The organism is Rathayibacter sp. Leaf296 (assembly GCF_001423045.1).
In the GTDB taxonomy this organism is placed as follows: Bacteria; Actinomycetota; Actinomycetes; order Actinomycetales; family Microbacteriaceae; genus Rathayibacter; species Rathayibacter caricis.
On the sequence record NZ_LMNR01000002.1, the window covers coordinates 1091242 to 1103400 of the forward strand.

Consider the following 12159-nt stretch of genomic DNA (forward strand, 5'->3'; position numbering starts at 1 on the left):
CAAGGCCCTCTCCGCGGGCGCGACGGACGCCGGCACCCAGGACCACGGGTTCATGTACTCCAAGAGCTTCGACGACCCGGACGGCCACCACTGGGACTACGTCTGGATGGACCCGGCTGCGGCGGCCGGCGGCGCACCGGAGGTCAGCCTCGAGGAGATCCGGGAGAACACGACGCACAGCTGAGCCTCCTCGGTGAACACGCGATCGCCGTCGCGAGCACGGCCTGATCGTGCGAGCTGCAACGAGGGAACCGACCGCAGGTGAGGTGACGCGCCGGCGAACGGGCGACCGCCGTCGCGGCGCGAATCCCCGGCTCATCATCGCGAACGTCTCACTGCCCGACGTCCCGGCGCGAGGCGAGAGCGAGTCGTTCGACGAGATCCTCGGGGAGGGGCTTGCTCGCCGGGAAGGTGATGCCGGTCTTGGTGGCCTTCAACCCGAGTGCGGTGATGTCATCAGCGTGGGCGGCGAGGGCGCCCGGGGAGAGGTAGAGGCCGCACTGCCTCGTGAAGGCGGCGTAGCCGGCGACGATCGAATCCCCTATCCGGAACCCGGGCATATCGTACTCGATGACCTCCAGCGCGTCCGGCAGTGTCCGCGCCAGCTGTGCGCGCAGCGTGCTGAGCAGCGGACGGAACCGCTCCGGCGCCGCGGCGATGTAGTCGTCGTGGTTCGAGATCGTCATGCCTTCAGTCTTCGGCGATGAGCATCCGACTCGCAACAGCACGGCCCGCTCGGATGCGCAGCATCGACGGCGGCTCAGGCGCGCAGTCGACTAGCGCAGCATCGGCTGACACGGCGTGCCCGATGTGTGACGCTGGAGTGCATGAACGACGCGGACGCGCTTGAGGAGTGGACCGACCTCGATGTCGAGGTACGCGGCGGGCGGCTCGCGGCGCAGAGTCGAGGCGCTGTCGCCGACCCGGCGATCCTCCTCCTCGGCGGCGCCACCTGGTCGCGCGACTGGTGGGCCGACGACTTCTGCGACCGGCTCGTGACGCTCGGGCTGCGGGTGCTCCGATACGATCCGCGCGACACCGGCGCGTCGACGGCGATCCCGCTCGGGGATCCCGGCTACACGGCCGACGACCTCGCCGACGACGCGATCGCGGTGCTCGACGCGTTCGGCGTCCGCTCGGCGTCGGTCGCCGGGCTCTCGATGGGTGGCGGCCTGGCGCAGCGCGTGGCGGCCCGGCACCTCGACAGGGTGGACGCGCTCGTGCTGCTCTCGACCAGCCCGGCGGGCGATGTCGGACGCGAGCTGCCGCCGCCGACTGCCGAGATCCTGGCCACTTTCGAGGAGGAGGCCGACGATCCGGATTGGACGGATCGGCGCAGCGTCATCGACTGGGTCGTTTCGAGCGAACGGCCCTACGCCGGCCCGGAGGCGTTCGACGAGGAGGCGCTGCGGGATCTCGCCGGCCGGGTCTGGGATCGCACGCCGTCGATGGCGTCGGCCGCGAACCACTTCCTCGTCGCGGAGAGCGCGACTCCGATCGAGCTCTCGGTGCTGCGCGAGATGCCGACGCTCGTCGTCCACGGTTCGGCCGACCCGCTCTTCCCACCGGCGCACGGCGCGGCACTCGCGGAGGCGCTCGGCGCGCGCCTGCTGATCCTCGACGGCGTCGGCCACCAGGCGCCGCCACCCGCGACGTGGGACGAGCTGGCGCCGGCGATCGCCGGCCATGTGCGGAAGCACAGCGCCCGAGCCTGACATCGCCTCGGCTCCGACGAGAACCCGGCAAGGACCGTTGTTCGTCACGGAGCATCCTGCATCCGCGGCCTCTACGCTCTCGACCATGAGGAGCCGCAGCGACCACGACGATCCTGGCCAGCAGTCCACCGAGCAGGGCCGGGTTGCCGCCGAGGAGTTACGCGGAACGTCGCGGATCCAGATCTTCGACGGTGGGCTCGAGCGATTCAAGGAGCTCGCCCAGGAGTGCGTCGACATCGTCCGCGAAGCCGAGACCGGCACGGTGGAGTACTCCTTCTTCGTGAACGCCGAGGGCACAGAGGCGTTCGTGCACGAGCGTTATCGGGACTCGGCGGCGGGCTTGGAGCACATGCGCAACATCGGCCGCGTGATGGAGTCGCTCTCCGAGGTGTGCTCCATGACCGGCGAGGTCTGCGGCGAGCCGAACGCAGAGCTTCGCGAGGCACTCACTGCTGCCGGCGTGACGATCTACAGCCCACTGATCTCGCGTCTCCGCGTTGTTCCGTGAAGGGCGGAGCGAGTCGACGTGCGACGCGCTCCGCCCGATGAATCGGCCTCGCCACTGATGTGCGCATCAGCACGCTCGGAACGACGAGGGCAGCAACGCGGGCATGGCGCTCGGTGACCCTGCCTTCACGAAGCCGCGCCGGGCGAGCGGCGCAGCAGCCGGCGGTTGGCGTCCTGGGCAGGTGCTCGAGCACTCGGCAGCCGCATCGACGTACGCGCCCTCCACGAGGAGCCCGCCGAAGGCCGATCGTCTGACCTCTCTGGAGCGCGGGGCACGGTACTCGTGAGCCGGCTCACAAGATCCTCATCGTGCTCAGTGCCGTCGGTGGGCTTGATCGGGAGTCGGCGCGGGCGCTCACGCTATCGAGTCACGTGCAAGCGGCTCCCACGAGCTCTTGCCACATTCGCGCTCGATCGTCACGCTTGTGGGATGGCGATGTCACAAGACCCGACCGAGTCGTCGAGATGCTGATCATCGCCGGCCACTACTCCGTCGATGCGACGCAACGCGACGCTGACGTCGAGGCGTTCCGCGGTCTCGTCGAGCGGGCACGGAGGACGCCAGGATGTCTCGACCTTGCGATCACCGCGGACCCGTTCGAGCCCGGGAGGGTCGACAACTACGAGCGTTGGGAGAACGAAGAGGCTCTGACGGCTTTCCGCGCCATCGCCGATCCACCTGAGCTCGACGTGGAGCTGGTCGGCATGCAGATGTCGAAGTTCACCATCGAGAGTGAGTCGGATCCCTTCAGCTGAGTGCGCGAGCAACTCGGACGAGAGGGGTTCGGTCACCTCCGGCCGAGCCCTTCGTCGCGTAGGGCTGCTCCATCGGAGGGATGGCGGCCGAGGAGCGCCGTCGATCACCTCTTGGCGCGCGCCTCGTCCGGTGCCAGCCTGGAGACGTGACTGAGAACACTGCGGCAGCGGAACTCCGGACCCTCATCGACGAGAGGGTGCACGCGATCGCGTCCCGCGATGCGCAGTACCTCGCCGATGCGCAGGACCCGGAGGTCCTCGCGTTCAACGTCCTGCCTCCCCTGCGCCTCCGCGGATCGGATCAGGTGGCGGAGCAGACGCGGGCCTGGTTCGACGGGTACGGCTACGAGGTGCACGATCTCCGGATCGACGTGGACGGGAGCGTCGGCGCGACGGCCTTCCTCTATCACGTCACCGGGACCCTGCACTCGGGCGACGAGGTCTCGATGTGGGTGCGTGCCACGCTGGTCTGGAAGAAGATCGACGGTCGGTGGCGGATCGTCCACGACCACGAGTCCATCCCCTGGGATCCGACTACCGGGCAGGGCCTGGCCTCTCTCGAACCCTGACGGGGCCTGGTCCCCTCCGCGTGAGTCCGTCGATCCGCGCCTGGATCGCCCGCCCGGTTCAGCTCTCGGAGGGACCGGTGACAGCGGAAGGGGCGGGTTCCGTGTACTCGTCGTGCCGACGCATCCAGAACGCGTGCGGCGCCTGCGGCCACCCGTCGGGAACGTCCTCCCCCTCCATCTGACTCCCGTACGGCGTGAGCGAGAGGAGGCTGTTGACGCTGCCGATGCCGCCGACCACGGTTCCGTTCTGGAGGAAGTACGTGCGGTAGACCGTGTCGCCGTCGCGGAGGAAGACGTTGAGCGCGAACCACTCCGTCGCCCCGAAGTCGCTCGTGAAGGAGGGTGTCCGGATCGTGTACCAGGGGATGTCGTCCCAGCCCATGCGCGTCTTGTACGCCGCGAGCTGCGACTGCTCGGCGGGGGACGCCATGGCGAAGGTGACGTCGTGCGCGTGGACGAGTCCGAGGTCGCCGACACCGTCGGCCCAGGACGAGCAGCCCGCGCACCCCGCGTCGGGCCAGCCCGCGACTCCCTCCTCGAAGAAGAAGCGGTAGAGGATCAGCTGGCTGCGCCCCTCGAACAGGTCGATCAGCCGGACGACACCCTCCGGGCTCTCGAACAGGTACTCGTCCTCGACGAGGACCATCGGCATCCGCTTGCGCGCCGCGGCGGTCTCCTCGAGCACGGCGGCCAGTCGCTCCTCCTGCTCTCTGAGGGCGGCGACGGAGGAGTCCCACTCGGACGCGGAGACGACGGGAGGCTTCGCGATGCTCATGCCCGCATCGTAGGCACCTGTCACGTCCGCGATCCAGCAGGAATCGACGTCAGGACTACGCGTTCGAGGCGATCAGCGGTTTGCGCAGCTCGACCTCGACGTAGCGGCGGCCGTGGATCTCGCCATTCCGCCGCGCTCCGGTAGGCGTGTAGCCGGCAGCGGCGTACACGTGCTGAGCACGGGTATCGGCGTCGTGGGTCCACAGGAACACCTCGTCCCGGCCGCGAGCGCGCAGATCCGCCTCCGCGGCCTCGAGCAGCCGCCGCCCGATCCCGCGCCCGCCGGCGGCGGGATGGACGAAGAGGACGTACAGCTCGCCGTCGTCACCGTGGGTCCCGGAGTATCCGACGACGCGGCCGTCGAGCTCGGCCACGAGCAGCACGTCCGCCGAACCCGTCTCGGCCACGGCCTCGACCCAGAACGCCGGAGGGAACATCGGCACGATCTCCTCGATGCGCTCGAGATGGGTCCACCCGTCGAGCACCGCCGCATCGAAGACCTCGCCCAGCCGCGGCGCATCGCTCGCGACCGCGTTCCTCACCACGATCCCGCCGTCGATCTCCATGCGTCGACGCTACGGCGGACTCCGCAGTTGGCGCCACCTGTCCGAGGGACATCGCCCGGCATGACCGGCGTTGCCGACGACCAGGACCCTGGGCATCCTGAATCCATGAGCGAACTCCACGACCTCCTGGACCGGTTCACCGGAACGTGGCGATCCGAGGGCCGGATCGTCGACGGCGGCGAGCACGACGGCGAGCGGTGGCACGGCTGGGACGTCTACGAGTGGTTCCCGGGCGAGCGGCACCTCGTCCACCGCGTCGACGTCGAGATGCTCGGCGCCCGCAGGGAGGCGCTCGAGATCTTCACCCCGCATCCCGGTACGCCGCGCTCCTTCGATCAGACCTCGTTCGAGGCGGACGGGAGCATCGAGCACGCCCGGGGCCGGTTCGACGCCGACGGAACGTACCGCAGCGGGAACGAGAGCGCGCGAGCGACCCTGACGTTCGACGCTCCGGACGCGATGACCGCTCGGTGGGAGACGCGTCGGCCGGACGGCGGCTGGGGCGAGTGGATGACGGTCGCCTTCACCAGGATCGGCGAAGCGCGCATCCAGGTCCGCTCCACGCGCGAGCACGGAGGTTGATCGGGCACTGGAACCGGGCGGGCCGGACTCGCTAGCGTCGGCGCATGAGCAGACTCGTCGTCTCCGTCCTCACCTCCCTCGACGGCTACTACGAGGGTCCCGAGCACGACCTCTCGACGCTCCCGTTCGAGGACGCCTTCAACGACCACAACCTCGAACTGCTGAGACAGGCGGGCACCCTCGTCTACGGGAGCCGCTGGTTCCGGAACAACTGGGACAGCTGGAGCGCCGTGGCCGCCGACGACTGCGCGAACGACCGCGACCGCGAGATCGCCCACCTCGTCACGACCCTCGACTCCGTCGTCATCAGCGACTCCCTCACTCCCGATCCCGACGCGCCCTGGGCCGCCACCACCCGGATCGTCCCGCGCGAGAACGCGCCCGCCGAGATCCGCGCGCTCAAGTCGGCCGGCGGTCGCGACCTCCTGATGTTCGGCAGCGGAACGACCTGGAACCCGCTCCTCGAGCAGGGCCTCGTCGACGAGCTGATCGTCCTCGTCGGAGCCGGACTCGCCGGCGGAGGCTCTCCCCTCTACTCCGGGGCACCGCATCCCGGCCTCACCCTCCTCGACGCCGTCGTGCTTCCCGGATCCGAGCTCGTCCGGCTCCGCTACGACGCGAGCAGCGGATGACCGCCACCTACACGTGGGACGTGTTCGCCACCCTCGACGGCTACGGGTCCTACGACACCGGCCCGGACGGCGCGGACTGGGGCGGCTACTGGTCGAAGCAGGACCCGGAGCTGCTCGAGTGGCGGGCAGGGCTCTTCGCCGAGCCGCTGCGCATGGTCTACGGGGCGAAGACCTTCCGCGAGGTCGCGGGGATCTTCGCTGCGGGCGTCGACCCGAACGCTCTCGACGAGTGGAACCGCCGGTTGCACGCGATGCCCGCCACCGTCGTCTCCTCGACACTGCACGACACGCTGGGCTGGCCCGACGCGACGATCGAGTCGGGTGATGCGGTGGAGATCATCGGACGGCTGAAGGAGACGTCGGACCTGCCGCTGCGCTCTCAAGCCAGCCTGTCCCTGAACTGGTCGCTGCTCGCCGCGGGACTCGTGGACCGCATCGAGGTGACCGTCTTCCCCGTCATCACCGGCCGCACCGGGGTCAGCCCGATCTACGCGGGCCTGGCCGACTACGACCTCGAGCTGCTCGAGACCCGCACACTCGACGGGAAGACCGTCGCCCTGACCTACCGGCCGTCCGTGCACGGTTAGCGCTCACGACCTCCGGGCGCCCACTCGTCGGACGGCCGGCCTGACTGCACCGTCTGCCGCTCCTGACGAGCGAGCTTCGTGGACCTCCAGGAGGGCGCCGAGACCGAGAGACGGGACTGTCAGTACTCGACGAGGTACTGAGCGATCAGCACCCCGGTCGTGGTCGCGACGCTGCGCTGCAGTGTCAGAGACCCTCGGTCGGAGTCGCCGAAAAGGGGCTGCCCGGAGCCGAGCACGATCGGGTGGATCTGCAGGACGTACTCGTCGATCAGACCCGCGCGGTGAAGGGCGCGGACGAGCTCGCCGCTCCCGAGGACGGTGAGGTCTCCGTCGAAGGAGTCGCGCAGCGCGGCGACCGTCTGCACCGCGTCGCCGGCGAGCAGCGTCGAGTTCGGATACCCCAGCTCCGTCTCGGCGGAGCGGGACACCACGTACTTCGGCGCCCGGGTGAGCAGGTCGGTGAACGGGTTGGGTTCCGCGGTCGTGGTCCAGTAGCCGAGCAGGTCCTCGTAGGTGCGGCGCCCGAAGAGCATCGCCCCCTCGCCCGTCATCCCCTCGGCCATGAACGACATCGACACCTCGTCCTGGTAGCCGTTCCCCCACCCTCCGTGAGCGAAGCCTCCGCGGGTGTCCTCGTCCGGGCGCCCGGGGCCCTGCAGGACGCCGTCGAGGCTGACGCTCTCGGTCGCGCTGATTCGTCCCACAGTCGGATTCCTCTCTCTCACCGATGAGTGCGGTGTTCCGACGGTGGACCGGCGACCCGCGCGAGTCAAGAGGTGACCGGTGAGTCGAGGCTCGTCGCGACGAGAGAGCCCGCAGGGTGGAGGCGTCTCATCGCCTGTGATGCCGGAGCATCGAAGCCCAGGGCTCGGTAGATCCGCTCGGAGTCCGGTGTCGCGTGAAGGTCGACGACCTCACAACCGGCGACGTCGAGCCAGCGCAGGGCGGCGAGGACGAGTTCTCGGCCGCGCCCGGCTCTGCGGTGAGGGAGCTCGACGTAGACGTTCGAGAGCTCGCCCGCGAGGCCCGTGGGGAAACCGGGCCCGGGCAAGCGCCTGATCAGGTGGGCGACTGCGCAGCCGACCAGACGAGGGGAACCGGAGTGGGGATCGTCGAGGACGAACGCGGCGAGGGAACCGTCCTCCAGTCGAGCCGCTAGGTCGCGTTCCGCGGCGGCGTACCAGCCGGTGTCCTCGACCGTCTGCGGTCGTGCTGCTGAACCTGTGCTCGCCATGTCTCGGAACATCGCATGGCGTAGCCGCACGAGTTCGCCGGCGTCGCGGGGTGTCGCAGCGCGAGGGGGAACGAGCGGAGACCGCGCAACGCCCATGGCGCCTCCTTCACTGGTCGATGTCCGGGAGTGACTACTGCGGCGTCGCGATCTGAAGCGTCTGCGAGGAGACCGTCATGTGGTCGTGAGGCGCGACGCTGGATCGCGCCCGATCGAGCACGATCGACGAGTGCCGCGCACCGCGCTGACACCCCCGGCGCGTCATGGAAGTCTCCAAGCACACCGACTTGCATGTCGATGACGAGAACAGCAGCGAGTCCACTCACCCGAACAGCCTCATGCCCCTCCGCCACCGAGCACAACCAGGGAGCACCGCGAGCAGTGCCGAGCGACCTGGACTGCTCGTCGACTGGCGAGGAGGCGTCGGCGTCCGATGCAACACCGACTGCTGCTTCGCTACCGACCACGCAAGCGCGACCCGCGAGAAGCGCGGCACGTGGGCGTACTTCTCCCTCGTCCCCGGCGCGCTCGACTCCCTCGCAGGCATGCTCACCCGCGTCTGATCAGGCGGCCGTGACCCTCGCCGCGAGAGCGTCGACGCGCGCGGCGAGCTCGTCGTAGGCGGCATCGAACGCGGCGTCCGTGCCGGCGGGCACCGGATCGGGGATCGACCAGTGCAGCGCCTCCGAGCCGAGCTCCTCATGGGCGGCGTCGCAGACGGTGACGATGAGGTCGGTGTCGACGGCGACGTCGGCGAACTGCTGGGGGGCGCCGATGGGCAGCGGGAGGCCGTGACGTTCGGCGGCGGCGATCGCTCCGGCGGCCACCGCGATGGCCGGGTGGGTGCCGGCAGAGGCGGCGGGGATGGGGCTGCGCTGCGCCCAGAGCTGCGCAGCGAGTCGGGATCGGGCGGAGTTCGCGGTGCACACGAACAGCACGCGCCGCGCTGCAGCGGTGGTCGACGGCCCGAGCTGATCGAACGCGCCCGGGATCAGGTGCACGTAGCTCCGGCGCCGGTCCGCCTCCGAACGGCGTCGGAGGATCATGCCCTCCCGCTCGAGCACAGCGAGGTGGTGCGCGACGAGGTTCGAGGGCATCCCGAGCCGGTCCTGCAGCTCTCGCGGCGCTAGGTCTCCGAGGGTGAGCAGGTCGGTGATCCGCAGGCGTGCGGGGTCACTGAGGGCCGCGTGCCGGGCGGCACGCGCTTCCAGTTCGGTTCGCTCGGTGTTCATTGACTCAATCTTGACTGAGTGATCGCGAGCGGTCAAGATGGCGAACGACATGGACACCACCTCCCCTCCTCCGCTCGCTCGTCGGGCCGTGGCCGAGTTCCTCGGCACGGGCCTGCTCGTGGCGATCGTCGTCGGCTCCGGCATCGCCGCGCAGACCCTCTCCCCGGACGACGTCGGCCTGCAACTGCTGGAGAACTCCCTCGCGACCGCTCTGGGACTCGCGGTGCTGATCCTCGTCTTCGGCCCCGTGTCGGGGGCGCACTTCAACCCGCTCGTCTCCGCCGTCGACGCGCTCCTCGGTCGCCGCGACCGCTCCGGCCTGTCGGGCCGTGAGCTGGCGGTGTTCCTCGGCGCGCAGCTGCTCGGCGGGATCGGCGGAGCGGTCCTCGCGAACGCGATGTTCGAGGTCCCGACCGCGATCGCGACGACCGAGCGCGTCACCGCCGGGCACCTGCTCGGGGAGGTCGTCGCCACCGCGGGCCTGGTCCTCGTGATCCTCTCCCTCGCTCGCACGAACCGCGGCCCGCTCGCGGCCGCCGCGGTCGGCGCGTACATCGGTGCGGCGTACTGGTTCACGTCCTCGACCTCGTTCGCGAACCCCGCCGTGACCCTCGGCCGCGTCGTCACCGACACCTTCGCCGGCATCGCCCCCACCTCCGTCCTGCCCTTCGTCGCCGCGCAGCTCGCCGGCGCCGCGATCGGCGTCGGAATCGCCGTGTTCCTCTTCCCGGGCGCCGCCCGGGCCGCCGGGAGCCTCGTGGTCCCGGCCGCCTCGACCTCGTCGCACGTCTGATCCGAAAGGCCTTCTGATGCATCTCGTCGCCATCGGCGGCAGCGACGCGGGGATCTCCGCCGCGCTGCGCGCCCGCGAGCTCGACCCGTCCGTCGACGTGACCGTCGTCGTCGCCGACTCCTACCCGAACTTCTCGATCTGCGGGATCCCGTACTACTTCTCCCGAGAGGTGCAGCCGTGGCAGTCGCTCGCGCACCGCACCCACGCCGACCTCGAAGCCACCGGCATGAGCCTGCGCCTGGACACCTTCGCGACCGACATCGACGTCGCCGGACAGCAGCTCACCGTCCGCACCCCGCACGGGACGCTCGACCGGATCGGGTACGACGAGCTGATCGTCGGAACCGGCGCCCTCGCGTCCTCCGCCGGGATCGTCGGTGTGGACGAGCTGGGGCCGGAGGACGGCGTGCACGTGCTGCACTCGATGGGAGACACCTTCGCCCTCGAGCGCTACCTCGACAGCCGCGACCCGCAGACCGCGATCATCGTCGGCGCCGGCTACGTCGGCCTCGAGATGGCCGAAGCCCTGACCGTCCGCGGCCTCCGCGTCACCCAGCTGCAGCGCGGCCCGGAGGTGCTCTCCACCCTCGACCCCGAACTCGGCGCCCTCGTCCACACCGAGCTCGACCAGCACGGCGTCGACGTCCTCACCCGCACCACCGTCGCCTCGATCGAGAAGACCACCACCGGCCTCGCCGTGCACGCCGACCACGACGGCACACCCCTCACCCGCACCGCCGACGTCGTGCTCCTGGTCGTCGGAGTGAAGCCGAACACCGACCTCCTCGCCCGCGCCGGAGCCTCCCTCGGCGCCGGCCGCGCCGTCGTCGTCGACGAGGCCATGCGCACAGGCCTGCCGCACGTGTTCGCGGCAGGCGACGGAGTGACCACCCACCACCGCCTGCTCGGCAGCACCTACCTGCCGCTGGGCACGACCGCGCACAAGCAGGGCCGCGTCGCGGGCGAGAACGCCCTCGGCGGCGACGCCCGGTTCGCCGGCTCTGTCGGCACGCAGGTCGTGAAGGTCTTCGACCTCGTCGCCTCCCGCACCGGCCTGCGCAAGCACGAGGCCCTCGCCGCCGGATTCGCTCCGGCGACGACGACCGCGGTCGCGGACGACCACAAGCGCTACTACCCGGGCGCGCAGCCCATCACGATCCGCATCACCGGCGACACCCGCGACGGGCGCCTGCTCGGCGCTCAGCTCGTCGGCCGCCTCGGCACCGAGACGGCGAAGCGCGTCGACACCTATGCGACCGCCCTGTTCGCCGAACTCACCGTCGAGCAGGTCTCCGACCTCGACCTCTCCTACACTCCCCCGCTCGGCTCCCCCTGGGACGCCGTGCAGATCGCCGCCCAGACCTGGACCCGCACGAACACCGGAAGCAGCAACCCCGCATGACTCAGAAGCCCACCGTCCTCTTCCTCTGCCAGCACAACGCCGGCCGCTCCCAACTCGGCGCCGGCCTGCTCGAAGTCCTCGGCGGCGACCGCTACACCGCCACCTCCGCCGGGCTGTCGCCCGCGGACACGGTGAACCCTGCGATCGCCTCCACCGTCGCGGAGCTCGGCCTCGACATCAGCGACCGCACCCCCCGCGCCGTCACCGTCGAAGACCTCGACACCGCGGACATCGTCGTTGCGATGAAGCCCGGCCTCACCCTGCCCGCGACCCCGACCGGCCGGTTCCTGGAATGGAGGTTCCCCGATCCGACCGACTGGAGCGCCGAGAACGTCCGTCCCCTCCGAGAGGCTGTCGCCGCTCGGATCCGGACCGAGCTCCTCGGCTAGGCGCGATACGCAGCGGCGCCGCAATGCCGCTGCAGAACGCCGGAACTCGCAGTTCTCAGCCGAGGACGACAGCGGTGCGCAGTGCCAGGACCCAGCTGGTGACCCCGCCGGCGAAGGCGACGACGATCAGCAGGCGCGCCCAGCGAGAACGGGAGCGCCCGCTGAGCCCCACCGCCGCGAACGCGAGAACGAGGGTGAGGAGTGCGACGGGGAGGAGAGCCGGCCAGGCGACGTGGAACCCGATGCACTGGGGAGGGATCGGCTCGTTGCACGCGAGTGTGGACCCGTCGAGGAGGAGGCCGGCGACGAGGGCGAGGAGGGTGGCGACAGTCGCGATCACCGCGGAGGTTCTGATGGAGAGCGCCTGCACCTCGCCACTGTCGGGCCGGCGAGTGAACGACAGGGGGTTCAGCGCCGCGCCGAC

Annotated in this window: 17 protein-coding genes and 1 pseudogene; 11 read left to right on the forward strand and 7 right to left on the reverse strand. The window is 70.3% G+C overall.

Features of this window, described 5'->3' with window-relative positions; translation table 11 throughout:
* Positions 1–184 (forward strand): annotated as a pseudogene (locus tag ASF46_RS18915) (hypothetical protein); the annotation flags it as partial.
* A 148-nt stretch (positions 185–332) separates the two neighbouring features.
* On the opposite strand, the gene ASF46_RS15325 reads toward ASF46_RS18915, so the two are convergent.
* Positions 333–686, reverse strand: coding sequence for an iron chaperone (locus ASF46_RS15325; protein ID WP_056868337.1), 354 nt, complete (start codon positions 684–686; stop codon positions 333–335).
* Positions 687–827: 141 nt separating this feature from the next.
* On the opposite strand from ASF46_RS15325, the gene ASF46_RS15330 reads away from it, so the two are divergent.
* The 4 genes from ASF46_RS15330 (at position 828) to ASF46_RS15345 (ending at position 3547) form a co-directional block, all read left to right on the forward strand.
* On the forward strand, positions 828–1715 hold the full coding sequence (locus ASF46_RS15330) for an alpha/beta fold hydrolase (RefSeq protein ID WP_056868338.1): 888 nt from the start codon (positions 828–830) through the stop codon (positions 1713–1715).
* An 85-nt stretch (positions 1716–1800) separates the two neighbouring features.
* Positions 1801–2223: a putative quinol monooxygenase gene (locus ASF46_RS15335; protein WP_162240191.1), complete on the forward strand. Its 423-nt coding sequence runs from the start codon at positions 1801–1803 to the stop codon at positions 2221–2223.
* 464 nt (positions 2224–2687) lie between these two features.
* Positions 2688–2978, forward strand: a complete 291-nt coding sequence (locus tag ASF46_RS15340) for a putative quinol monooxygenase (RefSeq protein WP_056868340.1) — start codon at positions 2688–2690, stop codon at positions 2976–2978.
* Positions 2979–3124: 146 nt separating this feature from the next.
* On the forward strand, positions 3125–3547 hold the full coding sequence (locus ASF46_RS15345; protein ID WP_056868341.1) for a YybH family protein: 423 nt from the start codon (positions 3125–3127) through the stop codon (positions 3545–3547).
* A gap of 58 nt (positions 3548–3605) precedes the next feature.
* On the opposite strand, the gene ASF46_RS15350 is transcribed toward ASF46_RS15345, so the two are convergent.
* On the reverse strand, positions 3606–4322 hold the full coding sequence (locus ASF46_RS15350) for a DUF899 family protein (protein ID WP_056868342.1): 717 nt from the start codon (positions 4320–4322) through the stop codon (positions 3606–3608).
* Positions 4323–4377: 55 nt separating this feature from the next.
* Entirely contained in the window at positions 4378–4887 is a 510-nt protein-coding gene (locus ASF46_RS19480) for a GNAT family N-acetyltransferase (protein WP_056868343.1), read from the reverse strand.
* A 105-nt stretch (positions 4888–4992) separates the two neighbouring features.
* Here ASF46_RS19480 and ASF46_RS19485 point away from each other — a divergent pair, with 105 nt between their 5' ends.
* Genes ASF46_RS19485 through ASF46_RS15370 form a run of 3 tightly spaced genes read left to right on the forward strand, consistent with a single transcriptional unit; the run spans position 4993 to position 6688 of the window.
* A complete protein-coding gene (locus ASF46_RS19485; RefSeq protein WP_056868344.1) occupies positions 4993–5469 on the forward strand; it encodes a DUF1579 family protein in 477 nt (158 codons plus the stop codon).
* 44 nt (positions 5470–5513) lie between these two features.
* Complete coding sequence (locus tag ASF46_RS15365; RefSeq protein ID WP_056868345.1) at positions 5514–6101, forward strand: dihydrofolate reductase family protein; 588 nt, start codon at positions 5514–5516, stop codon at positions 6099–6101.
* On the forward strand, positions 6098–6688 hold the full coding sequence (locus ASF46_RS15370) for a dihydrofolate reductase family protein (protein WP_056868346.1): 591 nt from the start codon (positions 6098–6100) through the stop codon (positions 6686–6688). Before ASF46_RS15365 ends, ASF46_RS15370 begins: the two co-directional genes overlap by 4 nt.
* A 119-nt stretch (positions 6689–6807) precedes the next feature.
* Here the strand turns inward: ASF46_RS15370 and ASF46_RS15375 are convergent, their stop codons facing one another.
* From ASF46_RS15375 to ASF46_RS15390, 3 genes are all read right to left on the reverse strand, one after another.
* On the reverse strand, positions 6808–7392 hold the full coding sequence (locus ASF46_RS15375) for a dihydrofolate reductase family protein (RefSeq protein WP_056868347.1): 585 nt from the start codon (positions 7390–7392) through the stop codon (positions 6808–6810).
* Positions 7393–7457: 65 nt separating this feature from the next.
* Entirely contained in the window at positions 7458–8018 is a 561-nt protein-coding gene (locus ASF46_RS19930) for a GNAT family N-acetyltransferase (RefSeq protein WP_082485543.1), read from the reverse strand.
* 464 nt (positions 8019–8482) lie between these two features.
* Positions 8483–9151 carry a helix-turn-helix domain-containing protein gene (locus ASF46_RS15390; RefSeq protein WP_056868350.1) on the reverse strand — a complete coding sequence of 223 codons (669 nt, stop codon included), beginning with the start codon at positions 9149–9151 and terminating at the stop codon, positions 8483–8485.
* Positions 9152–9200: 49 nt separating this feature from the next.
* Between ASF46_RS15390 and ASF46_RS15395 the strand changes: the two genes are divergently transcribed.
* The 3 genes from ASF46_RS15395 to ASF46_RS15405 are packed head-to-tail and all read left to right on the forward strand — an operon-like array spanning position 9201 to position 11735.
* Positions 9201–9944, forward strand: coding sequence for an aquaporin (locus tag ASF46_RS15395; protein ID WP_200919723.1), 744 nt, complete (start codon positions 9201–9203; stop codon positions 9942–9944).
* 16 nt (positions 9945–9960) lie between these two features.
* Positions 9961–11346 carry an FAD-dependent oxidoreductase gene (locus tag ASF46_RS15400; RefSeq protein ID WP_056868352.1) on the forward strand — a complete coding sequence of 462 codons (1386 nt, stop codon included), beginning with the start codon at positions 9961–9963 and terminating at the stop codon, positions 11344–11346.
* On the forward strand, positions 11343–11735 hold the full coding sequence (locus ASF46_RS15405; protein WP_056868353.1) for a low molecular weight phosphatase family protein: 393 nt from the start codon (positions 11343–11345) through the stop codon (positions 11733–11735). The genes ASF46_RS15400 and ASF46_RS15405 overlap by 4 nt, the downstream gene beginning before the upstream one ends.
* A gap of 55 nt (positions 11736–11790) precedes the next feature.
* Here ASF46_RS15405 and ASF46_RS15410 read toward each other — a convergent pair whose 3' ends face one another.
* Positions 11791–12105 carry a hypothetical protein gene (locus ASF46_RS15410; RefSeq protein ID WP_056868354.1) on the reverse strand — a complete coding sequence of 105 codons (315 nt, stop codon included), beginning with the start codon at positions 12103–12105 and terminating at the stop codon, positions 11791–11793.
* Positions 12106–12159 lie beyond the last annotated feature (54 nt).

Excerpts from the sequence above, each read along its gene's own strand:
- ASF46_RS19485 (WP_056868344.1), top strand. The coding sequence starts at position 4,993 with ATGAGCGAACTCCACGACCTCCTGGACCGGTTCACCGGAACGTGGCGA.
- ASF46_RS15330 (WP_056868338.1), top strand. The coding sequence starts at position 828 with ATGAACGACGCGGACGCGCTTGAGGAGTGGACCGACCTCGATGTCGAG.
- ASF46_RS19480 (WP_056868343.1), bottom strand. The coding sequence starts at position 4,887 with ATGGAGATCGACGGCGGGATCGTGGTGAGGAACGCGGTCGCGAGCGAT.
- ASF46_RS15395 (WP_200919723.1), top strand. The coding sequence starts at position 9,201 with ATGGACACCACCTCCCCTCCTCCGCTCGCTCGTCGGGCCGTGGCCGAG.
- ASF46_RS15365 (WP_056868345.1), top strand. The coding sequence starts at position 5,514 with ATGAGCAGACTCGTCGTCTCCGTCCTCACCTCCCTCGACGGCTACTAC.
- ASF46_RS15335 (WP_162240191.1), top strand. The coding sequence starts at position 1,801 with ATGAGGAGCCGCAGCGACCACGACGATCCTGGCCAGCAGTCCACCGAG.
- ASF46_RS15325 (WP_056868337.1), bottom strand. The coding sequence starts at position 686 with ATGACGATCTCGAACCACGACGACTACATCGCCGCGGCGCCGGAGCGG.
- ASF46_RS15400 (WP_056868352.1), top strand. The coding sequence starts at position 9,961 with ATGCATCTCGTCGCCATCGGCGGCAGCGACGCGGGGATCTCCGCCGCG.
- ASF46_RS15370 (WP_056868346.1), top strand. The coding sequence starts at position 6,098 with ATGACCGCCACCTACACGTGGGACGTGTTCGCCACCCTCGACGGCTAC.
- ASF46_RS19930 (WP_082485543.1), bottom strand. The coding sequence starts at position 8,018 with ATGGGCGTTGCGCGGTCTCCGCTCGTTCCCCCTCGCGCTGCGACACCC.
- ASF46_RS15350 (WP_056868342.1), bottom strand. The coding sequence starts at position 4,322 with ATGAGCATCGCGAAGCCTCCCGTCGTCTCCGCGTCCGAGTGGGACTCC.
- ASF46_RS15390 (WP_056868350.1), bottom strand. The coding sequence starts at position 9,151 with ATGAACACCGAGCGAACCGAACTGGAAGCGCGTGCCGCCCGGCACGCG.
- ASF46_RS15340 (WP_056868340.1), top strand. The coding sequence starts at position 2,688 with ATGCTGATCATCGCCGGCCACTACTCCGTCGATGCGACGCAACGCGAC.
- ASF46_RS15405 (WP_056868353.1), top strand. The coding sequence starts at position 11,343 with ATGACTCAGAAGCCCACCGTCCTCTTCCTCTGCCAGCACAACGCCGGC.